This window comes from Altererythrobacter sp. KTW20L, from assembly GCF_023501975.1.
GTDB lineage: Bacteria > Pseudomonadota > Alphaproteobacteria > Sphingomonadales > Sphingomonadaceae > Alteraurantiacibacter.
This window is the reverse complement of record NZ_JAMFLH010000001.1, coordinates 157,656-169,779: the sequence shown is the minus strand read 5'-3', so window position 1 is coordinate 169,779 and position 12,124 is coordinate 157,656. Positions and strand designations below refer to the sequence as shown.

General features: G+C 64.4%; 16 protein-coding genes. 4 read left to right on the top strand and 12 right to left on the bottom strand.

The window, feature by feature from the left end; all coding sequences use genetic code 11:
• Position 1 precedes the first annotated feature (1 nt).
• Genes M3P36_RS00895 through M3P36_RS00865 form a run of 7 tightly spaced genes read right to left on the bottom strand, consistent with a single transcriptional unit; the run spans position 2 to position 4,114 of the window.
• Entirely contained in the window at positions 2 to 631 is a 630-nt protein-coding gene (locus M3P36_RS00895; RefSeq protein WP_249698352.1) for a glutathione S-transferase family protein, read from the bottom strand.
• 55 nt (positions 632 to 686) lie between these two features.
• Complete coding sequence (locus tag M3P36_RS00890; RefSeq protein WP_249698348.1) at positions 687 to 1,130, bottom strand: SRPBCC domain-containing protein; 444 nt, start codon at positions 1,128 to 1,130, stop codon at positions 687 to 689.
• Between the two features lie 17 nt (positions 1,131 to 1,147).
• Positions 1,148 to 1,801, bottom strand: a complete 654-nt coding sequence (locus tag M3P36_RS00885) for a glutathione S-transferase family protein (RefSeq protein ID WP_249698338.1) — start codon at positions 1,799 to 1,801, stop codon at positions 1,148 to 1,150.
• Positions 1,794 to 2,279 carry a VOC family protein gene (locus M3P36_RS00880; RefSeq protein ID WP_249698336.1) on the bottom strand — a complete coding sequence of 162 codons (486 nt, stop codon included), beginning with the start codon at positions 2,277 to 2,279 and terminating at the stop codon, positions 1,794 to 1,796. Before M3P36_RS00880 ends, M3P36_RS00885 begins: the two co-directional genes overlap by 8 nt.
• Positions 2,276 to 3,058, bottom strand: a complete 783-nt coding sequence (locus M3P36_RS00875; protein WP_249698333.1) for a VOC family protein — start codon at positions 3,056 to 3,058, stop codon at positions 2,276 to 2,278. The genes M3P36_RS00880 and M3P36_RS00875 overlap by 4 nt, the downstream gene beginning before the upstream one ends.
• A gap of 3 nt (positions 3,059 to 3,061) precedes the next feature.
• Positions 3,062 to 3,412, bottom strand: a complete 351-nt coding sequence (locus M3P36_RS00870; protein WP_249698332.1) for a DUF1428 domain-containing protein — start codon at positions 3,410 to 3,412, stop codon at positions 3,062 to 3,064.
• 27 nt (positions 3,413 to 3,439) lie between these two features.
• Positions 3,440 to 4,114: a glutathione S-transferase family protein gene (locus tag M3P36_RS00865; protein WP_249698330.1), complete on the bottom strand. Its 675-nt coding sequence runs from the start codon at positions 4,112 to 4,114 to the stop codon at positions 3,440 to 3,442.
• A gap of 83 nt (positions 4,115 to 4,197) precedes the next feature.
• Here M3P36_RS00865 and M3P36_RS00860 point away from each other — a divergent pair, with 83 nt between their 5' ends.
• Positions 4,198 to 4,887 (top strand): winged helix-turn-helix transcriptional regulator, encoded by a 690-nt coding sequence (locus M3P36_RS00860; RefSeq protein ID WP_249698328.1) that lies wholly within the window; start codon positions 4,198 to 4,200, stop codon positions 4,885 to 4,887.
• A gap of 3 nt (positions 4,888 to 4,890) precedes the next feature.
• Here M3P36_RS00860 and M3P36_RS00855 read toward each other — a convergent pair whose 3' ends face one another.
• The gene (locus M3P36_RS00855) at positions 4,891 to 6,069 is read right to left on the bottom strand and encodes a glycosyltransferase (protein WP_249698326.1); all 1,179 of its coding nucleotides are present in this window, start codon (positions 6,067 to 6,069) and stop codon (positions 4,891 to 4,893) included.
• A gap of 49 nt (positions 6,070 to 6,118) precedes the next feature.
• Positions 6,119 to 7,084, bottom strand: coding sequence for a hypothetical protein (locus M3P36_RS00850; RefSeq protein WP_249698324.1), 966 nt, complete (start codon positions 7,082 to 7,084; stop codon positions 6,119 to 6,121).
• A gap of 217 nt (positions 7,085 to 7,301) precedes the next feature.
• Between M3P36_RS00850 and cobS the strand changes: the two genes are divergently transcribed.
• From cobS to M3P36_RS00835, 3 genes are all read left to right on the top strand, one after another.
• Positions 7,302 to 8,285: a cobaltochelatase subunit CobS gene (gene cobS, locus M3P36_RS00845; protein WP_249698322.1), complete on the top strand. Its 984-nt coding sequence runs from the start codon at positions 7,302 to 7,304 to the stop codon at positions 8,283 to 8,285.
• A 20-nt stretch (positions 8,286 to 8,305) separates the two neighbouring features.
• On the top strand, positions 8,306 to 9,205 hold the full coding sequence (locus M3P36_RS00840) for a hypothetical protein (RefSeq protein ID WP_249698312.1): 900 nt from the start codon (positions 8,306 to 8,308) through the stop codon (positions 9,203 to 9,205).
• Between the two features lie 362 nt (positions 9,206 to 9,567).
• Complete coding sequence (locus M3P36_RS00835) at positions 9,568 to 9,873, top strand: PilZ domain-containing protein (protein ID WP_249698310.1); 306 nt, start codon at positions 9,568 to 9,570, stop codon at positions 9,871 to 9,873.
• A gap of 5 nt (positions 9,874 to 9,878) precedes the next feature.
• Here M3P36_RS00835 and M3P36_RS00830 read toward each other — a convergent pair whose 3' ends face one another.
• Genes M3P36_RS00830 through M3P36_RS00820 form a run of 3 tightly spaced genes read right to left on the bottom strand, consistent with a single transcriptional unit; the run spans position 9,879 to position 12,049 of the window.
• The gene (locus M3P36_RS00830) at positions 9,879 to 10,862 is read right to left on the bottom strand and encodes an SMP-30/gluconolactonase/LRE family protein (protein ID WP_249698308.1); all 984 of its coding nucleotides are present in this window, start codon (positions 10,860 to 10,862) and stop codon (positions 9,879 to 9,881) included.
• Between the two features lie 3 nt (positions 10,863 to 10,865).
• Positions 10,866 to 11,624 carry a hypothetical protein gene (locus M3P36_RS00825; RefSeq protein WP_249698297.1) on the bottom strand — a complete coding sequence of 253 codons (759 nt, stop codon included), beginning with the start codon at positions 11,622 to 11,624 and terminating at the stop codon, positions 10,866 to 10,868.
• A gap of 47 nt (positions 11,625 to 11,671) precedes the next feature.
• Positions 11,672 to 12,049, bottom strand: a complete 378-nt coding sequence (locus M3P36_RS00820; RefSeq protein ID WP_249698295.1) for a DUF6152 family protein — start codon at positions 12,047 to 12,049, stop codon at positions 11,672 to 11,674.
• Positions 12,050 to 12,124 lie beyond the last annotated feature (75 nt).

Sequence of the window (12,124 nt, the reverse complement as noted above, 5' to 3'; positions counted from 1 at the left end):
GTCAGGCTTCCGGCTGCACTTCGCCGACCATGGCCAAATCAATTGCCAGCGCCTCGCGATAGGCGGGCCGGGCGCAGACCCGTTCCGCATAGGCGGCGAAGCTGGACCGATCGGGCAGCGATTTGAACTCCACGCCCCAGTTGACCTGGCTGCCCAGATAGACATCGGCCATGGTGAAGCGCTCGCCGCAGGCAAAATGGTTGCCCGACAGCCACCAGTCGAGAGTATCGACCATGCGATCGTAGGTACCGAAGCCGGCCGTCCCTTCCTGCCCTTCCGGCACTTCCCAGCCCATCGCGCGTGCCGTGGTGGCGGCTTCGATCGGCCCGGCAGCGAAGAACAGCCAGCGGAAATAGCTGGCCTTCTCGGCAGCCGTGGGCAGCAGGTCCGATCCTTCCGCCTCGGCCAGGTAATGGCAAACCGCCGCGCCTTCGCTCACCACATGGTCGCCGCTGGCAGTGTGGTGGATGATGGTCGGCAGCTTGCCCATCGGATTGGCAGCGAGCAGGCCGGCAGGCTTCTGGCCCCAGTCCACCAACACCGCTTCATAATCGGCATTGACTTCGTGCAATGCCCAGCGGGCAATCCGTGCCCGGCTCATCGGATTGAAGAAGAAGGTATAGTCCGCCATCGCAGGCACTCCGGGTTCGCGTCTGATCAGAACAATACAGGAACATTGGCGGTGGTCAATCCGCTTCGCACAGAGCCTTCAACTGGTCCGCACAGGCGCCCCAGCCATGCTCGAAGCCCATGTCCTTGTGGCTCTGGGCGTCCGCTTCCTTCCAGTGGCCGGCGCGGGCGGTGTAGCGGGTTCCGCTGCCTTCGGGCTCGATTTCCCAGATGCCGATCATGAACGGCCCGGCGGGTTGGAGATCGCCCACGATCGCATCGGTCGAGGCAAAGCGCTTGCCCGGATCAAATGCGAGGTAGATGCCGTTGTGCGGATGAACTTCGCCATCGGGGCCATACATGGTCACCTCAGTGCGGCCCATCGGGCACTGTTCATCCACATCGAATTCGGCGCGCCAGGGCTTGGGGCACCACCATTCGGCCTTGCGGTTGGCCATGACATCCCAAACCTTTTCAGGCGCGGCTTCGATATGGCGGGTAATGACAAGTTCGGCAGTCATCTATTTGATCCTTAGACCTAATCTCGGTCGGGGGCACCCGGCGGAAACCAGCCGCGAAACGGCCGCGCATCATCCACGCAGCGGGCCACGGCGGGCAAGGCCAGCAGGTCGGCGCGGAACTGGCGCAGCTTGGGGGCGCTGGCTGGTATCTCCTCGATCCAGTCGGCATAGAACAGCGCCGGTGCCGCCGCGCAGGTGACCAGGGTGATTTCGGCGGGGATCGGCTTTCGTTCCAGATAGCGTTCCAGCCAGGCATAGGCGCGCAAGAGGTCGGCCCTGGCCTTGACGATTACCGCCTGATCGGGGTTATCCGGGCTTGCCATATAGGCAGCCACCACCGGAAAAGAACTGCCCTGGATCGACAGGTCGAACACCCGGTCCAACATGCGAGCTTCGACTGCCGCTGCCGGATCGGCCGGGATCAGGCTGCGCGCTTGCGGGAGGGTGGCGGCCAGGTGTTCGATGATCACCGTGGCTTCGAACAACACCGAATTGCCGTCGACCAATAGCGGGAATTTGCCCAGCGGACTGGCCGACGAAACCAGGTCGTCCCCGCCGGGCATCACCTCGTGGAAGGTGAACGGGATATCCAGCGCATAGAACGGGATCAGCGCCTTCCACGTGTAGGACGAGAAGGGATGGCCGTAGATTTCGAATACTGGCTCAACCATCGAGCGCCTCCTCGATTGCGGCAATATCGATCCTGCGCATGGTCATCATCGCCTGGAATACGCGGGCACGGGTTGCTTCGTCGGGGCTGGACAGGGCCTTGCTCAGCACGCGCGGCGTGATCTGCCATGACAGGCCCCATTTGTCCTTGCACCAGCCGCAGGCGCTTTCCTCGCCGCCATTGCCGACGATGGCATTCCAGTAGCGGTCGGTTTCCTCCTGCGTGTCGGTATGGACCTGAAACGAGAACGCCTCGCTCTGGGTAAAGGCGTCGCCGCCGTTGAGGCCCATGCAGGGAATACCCATCACGGTGAAGTCCACGGTCAATTCCTGGCCCGCCTTGCCACCGGGAAAATTGGTGGGGGCCGTGGTCACCACCCCTACCGAGCTGTCGGGGAAGGTGGCGGCATAGAACCGCGCGGCTTCGCCTGCGCCGCTGTGGAACCACAGGCAGATGGTTGCGGGGTTTGCTGTGCTCATTCTATCGCTCCTGCCAGGCCAAAGGTTGCCCCCTGCGGATCCCTGGCGAGGATCACCCGGTCGTTACCGGGAACATCGTGCGGGCCATCGATAACGGTACCGCCGTTGCCGGTTACCCGCGAAATGGCGGCATCGATGTCGGGCACGCGGAAGTAGAACCGCCAGCCCGCCTCTTCGTTGCCCTGCCGATAGATCGCCCCCAGTGTCTGCCCGCCATGCGCAACGAAGTGATATCGGCCCTGCGGCCCCATATCCATCCCGTCGGGGCTCTCCCAGCCGAACAGGCCGGAGTAGAAATCGCGCGCGGCCTGCTCATCGGGCGCGGCTAGCTCGTTCCAGCCGCAGCGATGGGTGGCGGTTTCGGAGAAAACGTCGCTCTTGGCGTCGGGCTGGCCTTCGGGCGGGGTGGGATCCATCACATAGAACGGCGCCCCACCGGGATCGCCCAGCATCGCCATGCGGCCTGCGGGCAGTTCCTGCAGTCCCATATGCACGCTGGCACCCAGGGCAACGGCCTTGTTGATCGTGGCCTCGATATCGGGCGTATGGAGATAGGGGAGCCACAAGGGCCGCGCGCCGTGCTCCACCATCGGCGGGGTCAGTTCGAGCATACCGCCTGCCGTGCCGCCATCGGGCCGCGTGATCAGGCGATAGTTCGAACCATTGGGCATGGCATCGCCGGTGGCAGGTATTGTCCAGTGCACCACGGCGCCATAGAAGGCGGCGGCCCCGGCGGGGTCGGGCGTCATCAGTTCGTACCAGATGAATTCACCTGCCATGGGTCAGTCCCTCCCGTAAACGACGAGCGGCTCGAACCCGCCCCAGATCATGCGCTTGCCATCGAACGGCATTTCCATGTCCATGCCCATGTTGTGTGTCATCTGTTCGTGCGCGGCATCGCTGGTGGCCTTGTCGGGCCAGATGACCCACGAGATCACTACCTTCTCGCCTTCCTCCAATTTCACCGCGCGGCGGAAATCGGTGACCTTGCCGTCGGGCACGTCGGCCTCCCACGCCTCGACCACTTCGACCAGGCCGTGAGGCTTCATCAGATCGACGAAAGTCTGGGCGACCTTGCGGTATTCTTCCTTCTTGTCGGCCGGAACGGGCACGACGAAACCCTGGATATACATCGCAATCCTCCTTGCTGTTCGATCCTGTCAGTTGTCCCATCCTTCGGGGGGCGAACCGGTGAAGTCGGCCAGCTGCGCATCGAGTGCGCGCTGGAAGGCCGGGCGATCCTTGGCCCGCTGCATGTAACGCACCAGCCCTGGCTGCTCTGCCACAAGAGCGGTGCCGCGCAGGTTTTCCAGCGTGGTGACCATGGCGATATCGGCCACGGAGAAGATGCCCGCCAGCCACTCGGCATCGCCCAATGCATCGGCCACGCGCTTCAGCTTCTGGCGGACCAGCGCCACGGCGGGTTCGCGCGCTTCCTTGGCCCAGGCCTTGTCGGCATGGAACAGGTCATAGATGATCAGCCGGGTGATGAAGGGTTCGACGCTGGCATAGGCGGCAAACAGCCAGCACCTTGCCTTCCACGCCGCGCCTTCGTCGGCGGGCAGCAGGCCGGGGTGCTTCTGCGCCAGATAGAGCAGGATCGCCCCGCTTTCGAACAGGTCCAGAGGGCCATCGGAAAAGGCGGGCACCTGGTCGAACGGCTGGCGCGCGAGATAGTCTGCCGACCGCTCGCCAAATGCGGGCAGTATTTCGACACCATAGCGCAGGCCCAGTTCCTCCATGGCCCAGCGGACCTTGATATCGCGCACCAGCCCGCGGGCGAAATCGGGCACCCAGTCGAAAGCGGTAACGGTGGGGAGTGGTTGGGCTGGCACGGGTTGATCCTCCTGCATGGCGGCGACCCCTGACCGAATCGCCGTATTGATATTTGTGAAGCGGACAGTTACTGAAAGCAACCATGAAGTTACAAAAAGAAACCAGCTCGTCGCAAGCGGAACACGGCAGATGGTATGACGATGCCTGCGGCACGGCCTTTGCCATGGAACTGATCGGCGAGCGGTGGTCTCTGCTGGTCGTTCGAGAACTGATGCTGGGCCCGGTGCGCTTCACCGACCTGCGCCAGGCGCTGCCGGGCATATCGGCCAAGGTGCTGACAGAGCGGCTGGCGGGGCTGGAGCAGGCGGGCGTGGTAGAGCGCACGGCGCTCCCGCCGCCCGCCCGGGTGCAGCTCTACGGGCTCACGCCGTGGGGCTATATGGCCGAACCGGTAATCCAGGAGCTGGGCCGCTGGGCTGCGCGATCAGTGCGGCACGATCCCACCCTGCCGCTGTCGCCGGTCTCGCTGATGATGTCGTTTCGCACCATGCTGGACCGCGAGCGCGCGCATGAGGTCGAGGCGGATGTCGGCTTTGTTGTCGGCAGCCAGACTTTCCGCGCGCGGCTTTCAGGTGGCACGATGCCGATTGTGCGCGAAGGGATTGAAGGGGCGCAGGCGGTGTTCGGTGCATCCGAAGCCATGCCGTTTGCCGCGCACTTCTATCGCAAAATGCCGGTGAGCGAAGTGCTGGGCATGGAGTTCAGTGGCGATGCGGAGCTGGCGGCGCGCTTCGTGGACCTGTTCCACCTGCCGCCCAAGGCGGACGGCTAGCGGCTAAAGGTAGGGCGCCAGCCGCTGGCGGAGCAGGGCAGCATCGTCGGTCACGAATGTTCCGGCGAGCTCGCCTGCCAGATCTCGTGCCTTGCGTTCCATCGCGGCATCGTCCCACGCGGTCCGCAAGGTGGCGAGGATCTCTGCTGCAGGCAGGTTGCGCGGCCAGATCGTGCGGCCAACGCCCCGCTCCTCGGCCTTGCGCGACATATAGAGGTGTTCGAGATGTTGCGGCAGGAACACCTGCCGCAGGCCCGCTGCCATGCCGAGCGACAGGATGCCGTGCTGCCCGCTGGTGAACATCACCCGCGCGCGGGCGTTAATCTCTGCCACGGGTAGCGGACGGTCGCTGATCGCCAGACCGGCTTGTACCAGCCGCGCGCGTACCGCGTCGCTGGCACCCGGCAGGTAGCCGAATGTCGGCAGTCCGCTGGTCTCCAGCGCCTCGACCAGGGCAGGGTTTTCCAGCTCGTAACTGGAAAAATAGCAGAACATCTCCTGGCCCGTGCCCGGTGCCGTCCCGGCATAGTCTGCCACCGGCGGCAGGTAGTCGGCGGGATCGCGCCAGTCGCGATAGGGATCGAGCATGGGCAGGGTGCGCAGCAGGTCGCCGCTACGGGCGTAGATTTCGGGCAGGAAGCGGATTGGCTGGTAGCCCAGCGGCGCGAGCGACTGGTTGATCGCCGCCACCATCCCTGCCTCGTCTGCCTCGCGCTGCGGGTATTCCGGCAGGAACACCGGGAAACTCTCCAGCGTGGCGGGCGGGATACCGTAGCCGGTGCCGATGGCAAGCGCCGGCAGGCCGAGGATCCGCGCCGCCATCAGGGCACGCGGGGCATAGTCGGCCACAACCAGGTCGATCTGCCGCACTTGCATCGTTTCCAGCCACCAGGCGACGTTGGTGCGCAGCTTCTCCGGATCGGCAAAGTGGCAATCGAGCAGGTAGTCGGCCCAGGTGGCATTGGGCGGGGCCTGCCGGGCGCGATGCCCGTCGAAATCATAGGGCAGCCGCGCGCCGTGATAGGCAAGATCCACATGGGGCGCGATTTCGGCCGCGTGGTCCATCCAGCCCAGAGAGGCATCGCAGACCGCCAGACCTTCGAGCGCGCGGGCGATGCGGGCCAGCGTCACCACATGGCCGCGCCCGGCGCCCGCCTCCCATGCCAGCAAGATGCGAATCACGTCCCGGCCCCTTCACCTGTCGGCAAGGGGCCGGGAATGGCGGGACCTGTCAGGCGCTGCAATAGCCGCCACATCCACCACAGCTACCACACCCGTCATCCGGCGGCGGCGGCGGCGGAGGAGGAGGAGGCGGAGGCGGCGGAGGCGGAGGCGGAGGAGGCGGAGGAGGCGGAGGAGGCGGAGGAGGAGGCGGTGGCGGTGGCGGAGGTGGCGGTGGCGGCACAATGTCCTCGGTGGTCACGCGGCGGGTGTTGCCGGGCGTGAACAGGTCTTCGATCAGGCGGTTCTGCAGCAGCCTGCCGGGATCGGGGTTCTCGCCGCCGAAGACAAGCCTCAGGCCAAGCAGGCCGGCGGTGTAGTCCCCGCCACCCAGCCGGGCCTGGCCCGTCACCGACAGCCCGCGGGTGACCGGCAGCGCCGTGCCGACCGCCAGGGCGTGCCTGCCGCCGGTATAGCGGTGGCCAACCGAAAAGGCCGCCCCGTCGCTACCCGGCTGGAGGATCAGGTCGCTGAAGGCGAACAGGCCACGCCTGCCGTAGGTCTCGGAGGTCAGGCGGGTCGGTGTCGCCGAAACCAGCGTGGTGACATCGTCGATGTCCTCGTAACCGGCCACCATGCTGAGCGTCCAGTCGCCGAAATCATGCTCGACCTCGCCGCCCGCGCGGATGGTCACGAGCCCGCCGGTCCGGCCGACATCCGACAGCGAACCGTAGATGCCGAGATAGGTCTGGCCCGCGGTGCGGAAGCCCGTGTGCAGCGCCCCGCCGATGGCCGTGCCATCGCGATGGCTGAATCCCATAGCATCCACCTGGATTTCCACCGGTCCGTCAAAGTTGACGCTGCCCAGCGCACCTCCGGTGAAGTCGGAAGAACCGGCGGTGGTCAGGCCGTCATCATCGGAAATGCCGCCCATGCCTTCGATGCTGAACGTGATTTCCTCGGCGCTGAGCGAGGCCACGGGACAGACGAGTGTGATGACCGTCAGACTGACACCGGTCTTGAAAAGTATGCGCATGGCGATGGTTCCTTGCCCCAAGAAGTGGCGCAAATCCTATGGTTTGGGCTTGTTGCCGACCAGCGGGCACGATGTCTCATCTTGCTGTTTCTTGTTGCACTGCGACGCAAACCGGCAGGTTTCGCGGGCTTTGCGGGTGCCCTAGCAGCCATGTTGGCCGGATCGCCGCCCTTTGCCCTTGCGGCTTGCGGGCTCTCCCCCTAGTCAATCGGGCGAAATGAACGAGATCACATTGAACCCCGAATCCGACGGCACGCTGATGGCTGCCCCCGATACCGAAGTGGACGTGCGCGAGACTTTCGGCGTCGATATCGACATGAAAGTGCCCGCCTTCAGCCAGGCTGACGAGCGCGTGCCCGACCTTGACCCGAGCTATGTGTTCGATCCGGACACCACGCTGGCGATCCTGGCGGGCTTTGCCTTCAACCGGCGCGTGATGGTGCAAGGCTATCACGGCACCGGCAAGAGCACCCATATCGAGCAGGTGGCAGCCCGCCTTAACTGGCCGTGCATCCGCATCAACCTCGATGCCCATATCAGCCGTATCGACCTGGTCGGCCGCGATGCCATCGTCCTGCGCGATGGCCTGCAGGTGACCGAGTTCCGCGAAGGGCTGCTGCCCTGGGCCTTGCAGCACCCGGTCGCCCTGGTGTTCGACGAATACGACGCCGGCCGCCCGGACGTGATGTTCGTCATCCAGCGCGTGCTGGAACAGGCGGGCAAGCTGACCCTGCTGGACCAGAACCGCGTGATCCGGCCGAACCCGTGGTTCCGCCTGTTCTCCACCGCCAACACGGTGGGCCTGGGCGATACCAGCGGGCTGTATCATGGGACCCAGGCGATCAACCAGGGCCAGATGGACCGCTGGAACATCGTCACCACGCTGAACTACCTGCCGGAAGAAACCGAGCGGGAGATTATCGGCAGCAAGACCGATCTCGACAAGAAGCTGGTGGCCGACATGATCCGCGTGGCGGACCTGACGCGGCAGGGCTTCATCAACGGCGACATTTCCACCGTGATGAGCCCGCGCACGGTGATATCCTGGGCGGAAAACACCAAGATCTTCAAGGATCCCGGCTTCGCCTTCCGCCTCACCTTCCTCAACAAGTGCGACGAGGCGGAACGCACGCTGGTGGCCGAATACTACCAGCGCGTGTTCGGCGTGGAACTGCCCGAGAGCGTGGTGGCCAAGGCGTGATGCCGTGCTCCACCCGCCCGGTGTGGCGCGTGTTCCCGCAGGCTCGAATTATTGCAAGCTTGCTGACTGGAGTAGTTGCGCTGACAGTTCCTTCTGGCAGTGCATTGGCGGGCGCAAAGTGGCGCGAGGCGGCCCAAGTGTTTGCGGCAAATGCGGCACCGCGAGGCGAAAGAACCTTTACTCGTGGACAGGAAGTGGTGCGCTTGCCCCTGCTGTGGGAGCATGCCGTAGAGCTTGACCGCGATGTTGATTTTGCCGTCGGCGGCGAAATCGGTACCTTGGCGCGAGGTACGGTCTTGCCTCTGGTCAAGTTTTCAATCGTCGGCGACGGCAGCGATGTGGTGGATATCTTTTGCACTCCGCGCCGAGCTGGCGAACGCGCGTTAGAGGGCGGCATGATGGGGGCCATGTTCGGCGGCGTTGCCACGCGGGCCTTGGTTCGCAGCCTGACGGATAGTCAAAGATGTCTGCAGGACAGTGACGGCGATGGGTTGTTCGATCGGACGCTGGTGGTCGGCGAAGGGAATAACGATTACTTGCTCGGACCGTCGCTGACCCCGATTGCTTTTCAGATCCGCGAGAATGTGCCGGTATCGGAGGAAGATGACGCCGTGGTGGTGACGCTTCGCACAGTCCGGCGAAACAGCGTGCATTTCCTCGTGGATTTGGTGCAGCAAGGCAAAAGCCGAAACTTCGATACGGTGACTGACGGCAATTACGGCACATCACGGCAATTGCCTTTTGACGCATCGGCCGATGCCACCCGCTCTTGGCGCATTTACGGCATGGATTTGCGGCTTGTGGAACATAATGTCTCCGCCGGCAGCGTCACCTTGGAATTCCCCACCGAAGTCGATGCGGAACGTTACCCTTCCATTCCGGACCGCTGGCAGCAGATTGTCACCTATCTTTCGTATTGAATTACCGGTTCGTGCTTTCCAGACCGCAGGTCATGGCAAAGCCTCGGCGAACAGCCCTTTGCCCGAACGGGCACGCATAGATCGTCCCTTTCATGGGAAACGGGATGGCTCGCGCACGTGATTGAACCGTCTTACCCTCGCGCCTTACGGCGGTGCCCTGAATAATTGCTGCCGTGCCAGCCGCTGCGCAGGACATCGACAGCCCAGCGATCCAGCCCTACGTCGGGATCCATGCTACCCGAACAGATTTATTCTGGTTAAAACGGCGTAAACGGTGCTTGTCAGGATTTGCTTGGGCGGTCGGGCTTAAGGCGGGGGAACTGCGGACAATCCCGTCCGCGATCCTGCACAGGAAGCCCTCCATGCCCGTCAGGCGAATTGCCGATCTGCCGTCGAAACTGCTGGCCAAGTGCCGGTTTTCTTCGGGTTCGACCTCGGACCTTGAGGTGCTGGACCTGTCGCACGGCGGCTGCATGATCGATCGCAAGCGGGCCAATGCCGATCCGGGCGCACGGGTGTTGGTCAAACTGCCGGGCCTTGCCTCGCAGGCGGGCGAGGTGGTGTGGGTGGAGGACGAACGCGCCGGGATCGCCTTCGAACAGCCGTTGCACGAAGCCGTGCTCGAACACCTGTGGCAGACACTTTCGGCCTCTCCCAAAGCGGCCTGAGTTTACTAGCGCAGCCCCGTCGCCAGCATCGGCAGGCGGTAGATCGTCATCGCCACGTTGCGCACGCCTTCGGGCGGGGCCCAGGCCGTGCCTGCGGGATCGGACGCACCCATCGCGCCGACATAGAGCTGGTCGCGGTCGGGCCCGGCAAAGGCCAGCGTGATGGTGCGGCGCGGGGCGGGGATCACGCCCAGTTCGCTGCCGTCGGCCGCGAACACGTAAACGCCCGCATCGCCGGTGACATAGACCCGGCCATCGGCGTCCACCGCCATGCCATCGCCGCCGAAACCCTGCGTATCGCGCGACAGGGTGGCGAACAGGCGCTGGTTCGATGGCAGCAGGTCTTCATCCAGATCGACCGCGATAATGTTGGTGCGGTCGGTGACATAGAGCGTGCCGCCATCGGGGCTGGTGGCGACACCGTTGGAAAAGGCTTCGACATCGACCACGATCCGCACCGTGCCATCGCCTGCCACGTGGTATAGCTCGCCCTGCGTGATCCACGCCCCGCCGCGGCCATCGGAATGCAGGTCGTTCAACCGACCGAGCGTTGTCCCATCGGCGAAAGTTTCCGCGATCACCCGGCGCGTCTCGCCCAGTTCGACAACGCGGCTGGGTTGCGAACAGGTGAGCGAGTTGAGCCCCGGATCGGTGCAACCGCGTTCGATCGCCAGCACGCGGCCGGTGCGGTCCACTGACACGGCGCCCGCGCCCAGCACATAGGGGTATTCGGCAAAGGTGCGCCCGTCGGGCCACAGCTTCCAGATGGCATTGCTCTGTTCCTGCGCGAACAGCAGCAGGCCATCGGGCGACACCGACATGCCGTCGGCCGTCATCGGACCCGTCCACACCGTTTCCCACGCGGCATCGCCCGAGACGACCCCGGCAATCGCGGGAATATCGGTCGCCACTTCGCCCGGCTGCAGGCCTTGCGCAGCGGCAGGCGAGGCAAGGACCAGCAGGGCGAGCGCGGTGAGGGCGGTTTTCATGGCTTATTGCTCCACTGGGGCGAGTTCGATGGTGTTCAGGCCGTCTTCGTTGCCGGTGCGGTCGTTGGTCCAGTCGAGCACGATCATCCGGTCGAACCCTTCGTCGCGCACCCAGCTTACCGAAACGTTCCACGGCTCTGTGAGGGTGACAGGATCAGTGATGGTGAAATCGGCAACCAGCCGGTCGCCATCCATGCGGATCCGTTCGACATAGCGGGCTTCTTCCGACAAGGGCGGAGAACCGTGGAAATAGTCGGATGGGTTGGTTACCATCACCGTTTCCACCACCAGTGTATCGCCTTCCCAGCGCCCCACCGACGTGCCGTAGGTGGTCGCCCACATGTCCATTTCGTCGGGCATGGGGCGGCCATCGGTGTAGATGTAGCGCGCCTCGTTGTACGCGTTGATGATGATGGTTTCTTCGGGCGTGATGAGGAAACGCAGGGGCGTCGCCGCATTCATCATCATCGGGTAGCCCCAGCCGCTGGCCTTTCTGCCGCCCGAGATGGCGCGCACCTGCGCCACGCGGGCGCGACCCTCTTCGTTCCACGGAGCCTGGTCGCCGCGCAGGTTCATCATGTTGGCAATCGCCGTTGCATTGGCTTCCGGATCGCGGACGATGGGTGCCTGGCCGGTGATCGTGGTCCCGGCCTGGTACTCCGATACCCAGTAACCGGGCCAGTAGGGCAGTGCGGCAAAGGCTTCCGTCCTGGCCTCCGGCGATGGATCGGCCTGGGCAATGGCCGATGGAGAAAGGGCCAAGCAGAAAAGCGCTGCAAGGGCTCCAGCACCAAGGATCCGGGCGGCCCTCACTGGTTGGTTCCAATCGGGTTGCCCTGGAGATCGTTGACCTCGAGCACGACCCCGCCGGGCGCTCCACTGCGCAAGGGGTGCAGTTCGACCGAAATCTGCGAGCCGGGGCGCAGCGTGCGCGGGCGCCAGCCGCGGGCGTAGAGATACATCGGCGCGCCCATCTCCAGGCTGTATTCCACTTCGCGCCCGGCACTGTCGCGGCTGGTGAGCTGGATATAGGCGTGGGGATTGGTCCACTGGAATTCCCGCACCGTGCCGCTGACCGTGGTGGTGCGCGTGCGATCGAACATGGCGAAGGAATGGTGGGCGACCGCTCCGGTGGCGACAACGGATGCCCCCACCAGCGCCACAAGGGCGGTAGTTCTTCTGCGCATTGTCCTCTCCTGGCCGGTTGTGTCCGGCCTTGTTAATATTGAGCATGGCAAATAACTTTGGTGCCGTCATCAGTG

What these genes read in the sequence shown, in the direction of transcription:
- M3P36_RS00820 (WP_249698295.1), bottom strand. Translation starts at nt 12,049, where the DNA reads ATGCGCAGAAGAACTACCGCCCTTGTGGCGCTGGTGGGGGCATCCGTT.
- M3P36_RS00830 (WP_249698308.1), bottom strand. Translation starts at nt 10,862, where the DNA reads ATGAAAACCGCCCTCACCGCGCTCGCCCTGCTGGTCCTTGCCTCGCCT.
- M3P36_RS00870 (WP_249698332.1), bottom strand. Translation starts at nt 3,412, where the DNA reads ATGTATATCCAGGGTTTCGTCGTGCCCGTTCCGGCCGACAAGAAGGAA.
- M3P36_RS00835 (WP_249698310.1), top strand. Translation starts at nt 9,568, where the DNA reads ATGCCCGTCAGGCGAATTGCCGATCTGCCGTCGAAACTGCTGGCCAAG.
- M3P36_RS00885 (WP_249698338.1), bottom strand. Translation starts at nt 1,801, where the DNA reads ATGGTTGAGCCAGTATTCGAAATCTACGGCCATCCCTTCTCGTCCTAC.
- M3P36_RS00860 (WP_249698328.1), top strand. Translation starts at nt 4,198, where the DNA reads ATGAAGTTACAAAAAGAAACCAGCTCGTCGCAAGCGGAACACGGCAGA.
- M3P36_RS00875 (WP_249698333.1), bottom strand. Translation starts at nt 3,058, where the DNA reads ATGGCAGGTGAATTCATCTGGTACGAACTGATGACGCCCGACCCCGCC.
- M3P36_RS00895 (WP_249698352.1), bottom strand. Translation starts at nt 631, where the DNA reads ATGGCGGACTATACCTTCTTCTTCAATCCGATGAGCCGGGCACGGATT.
- M3P36_RS00880 (WP_249698336.1), bottom strand. Translation starts at nt 2,279, where the DNA reads ATGAGCACAGCAAACCCCGCAACCATCTGCCTGTGGTTCCACAGCGGC.
- cobS (WP_249698322.1), top strand. Translation starts at nt 7,302, where the DNA reads ATGAACGAGATCACATTGAACCCCGAATCCGACGGCACGCTGATGGCT.
- M3P36_RS00850 (WP_249698324.1), bottom strand. Translation starts at nt 7,084, where the DNA reads ATGCGCATACTTTTCAAGACCGGTGTCAGTCTGACGGTCATCACACTC.
- M3P36_RS00890 (WP_249698348.1), bottom strand. Translation starts at nt 1,130, where the DNA reads ATGACTGCCGAACTTGTCATTACCCGCCATATCGAAGCCGCGCCTGAA.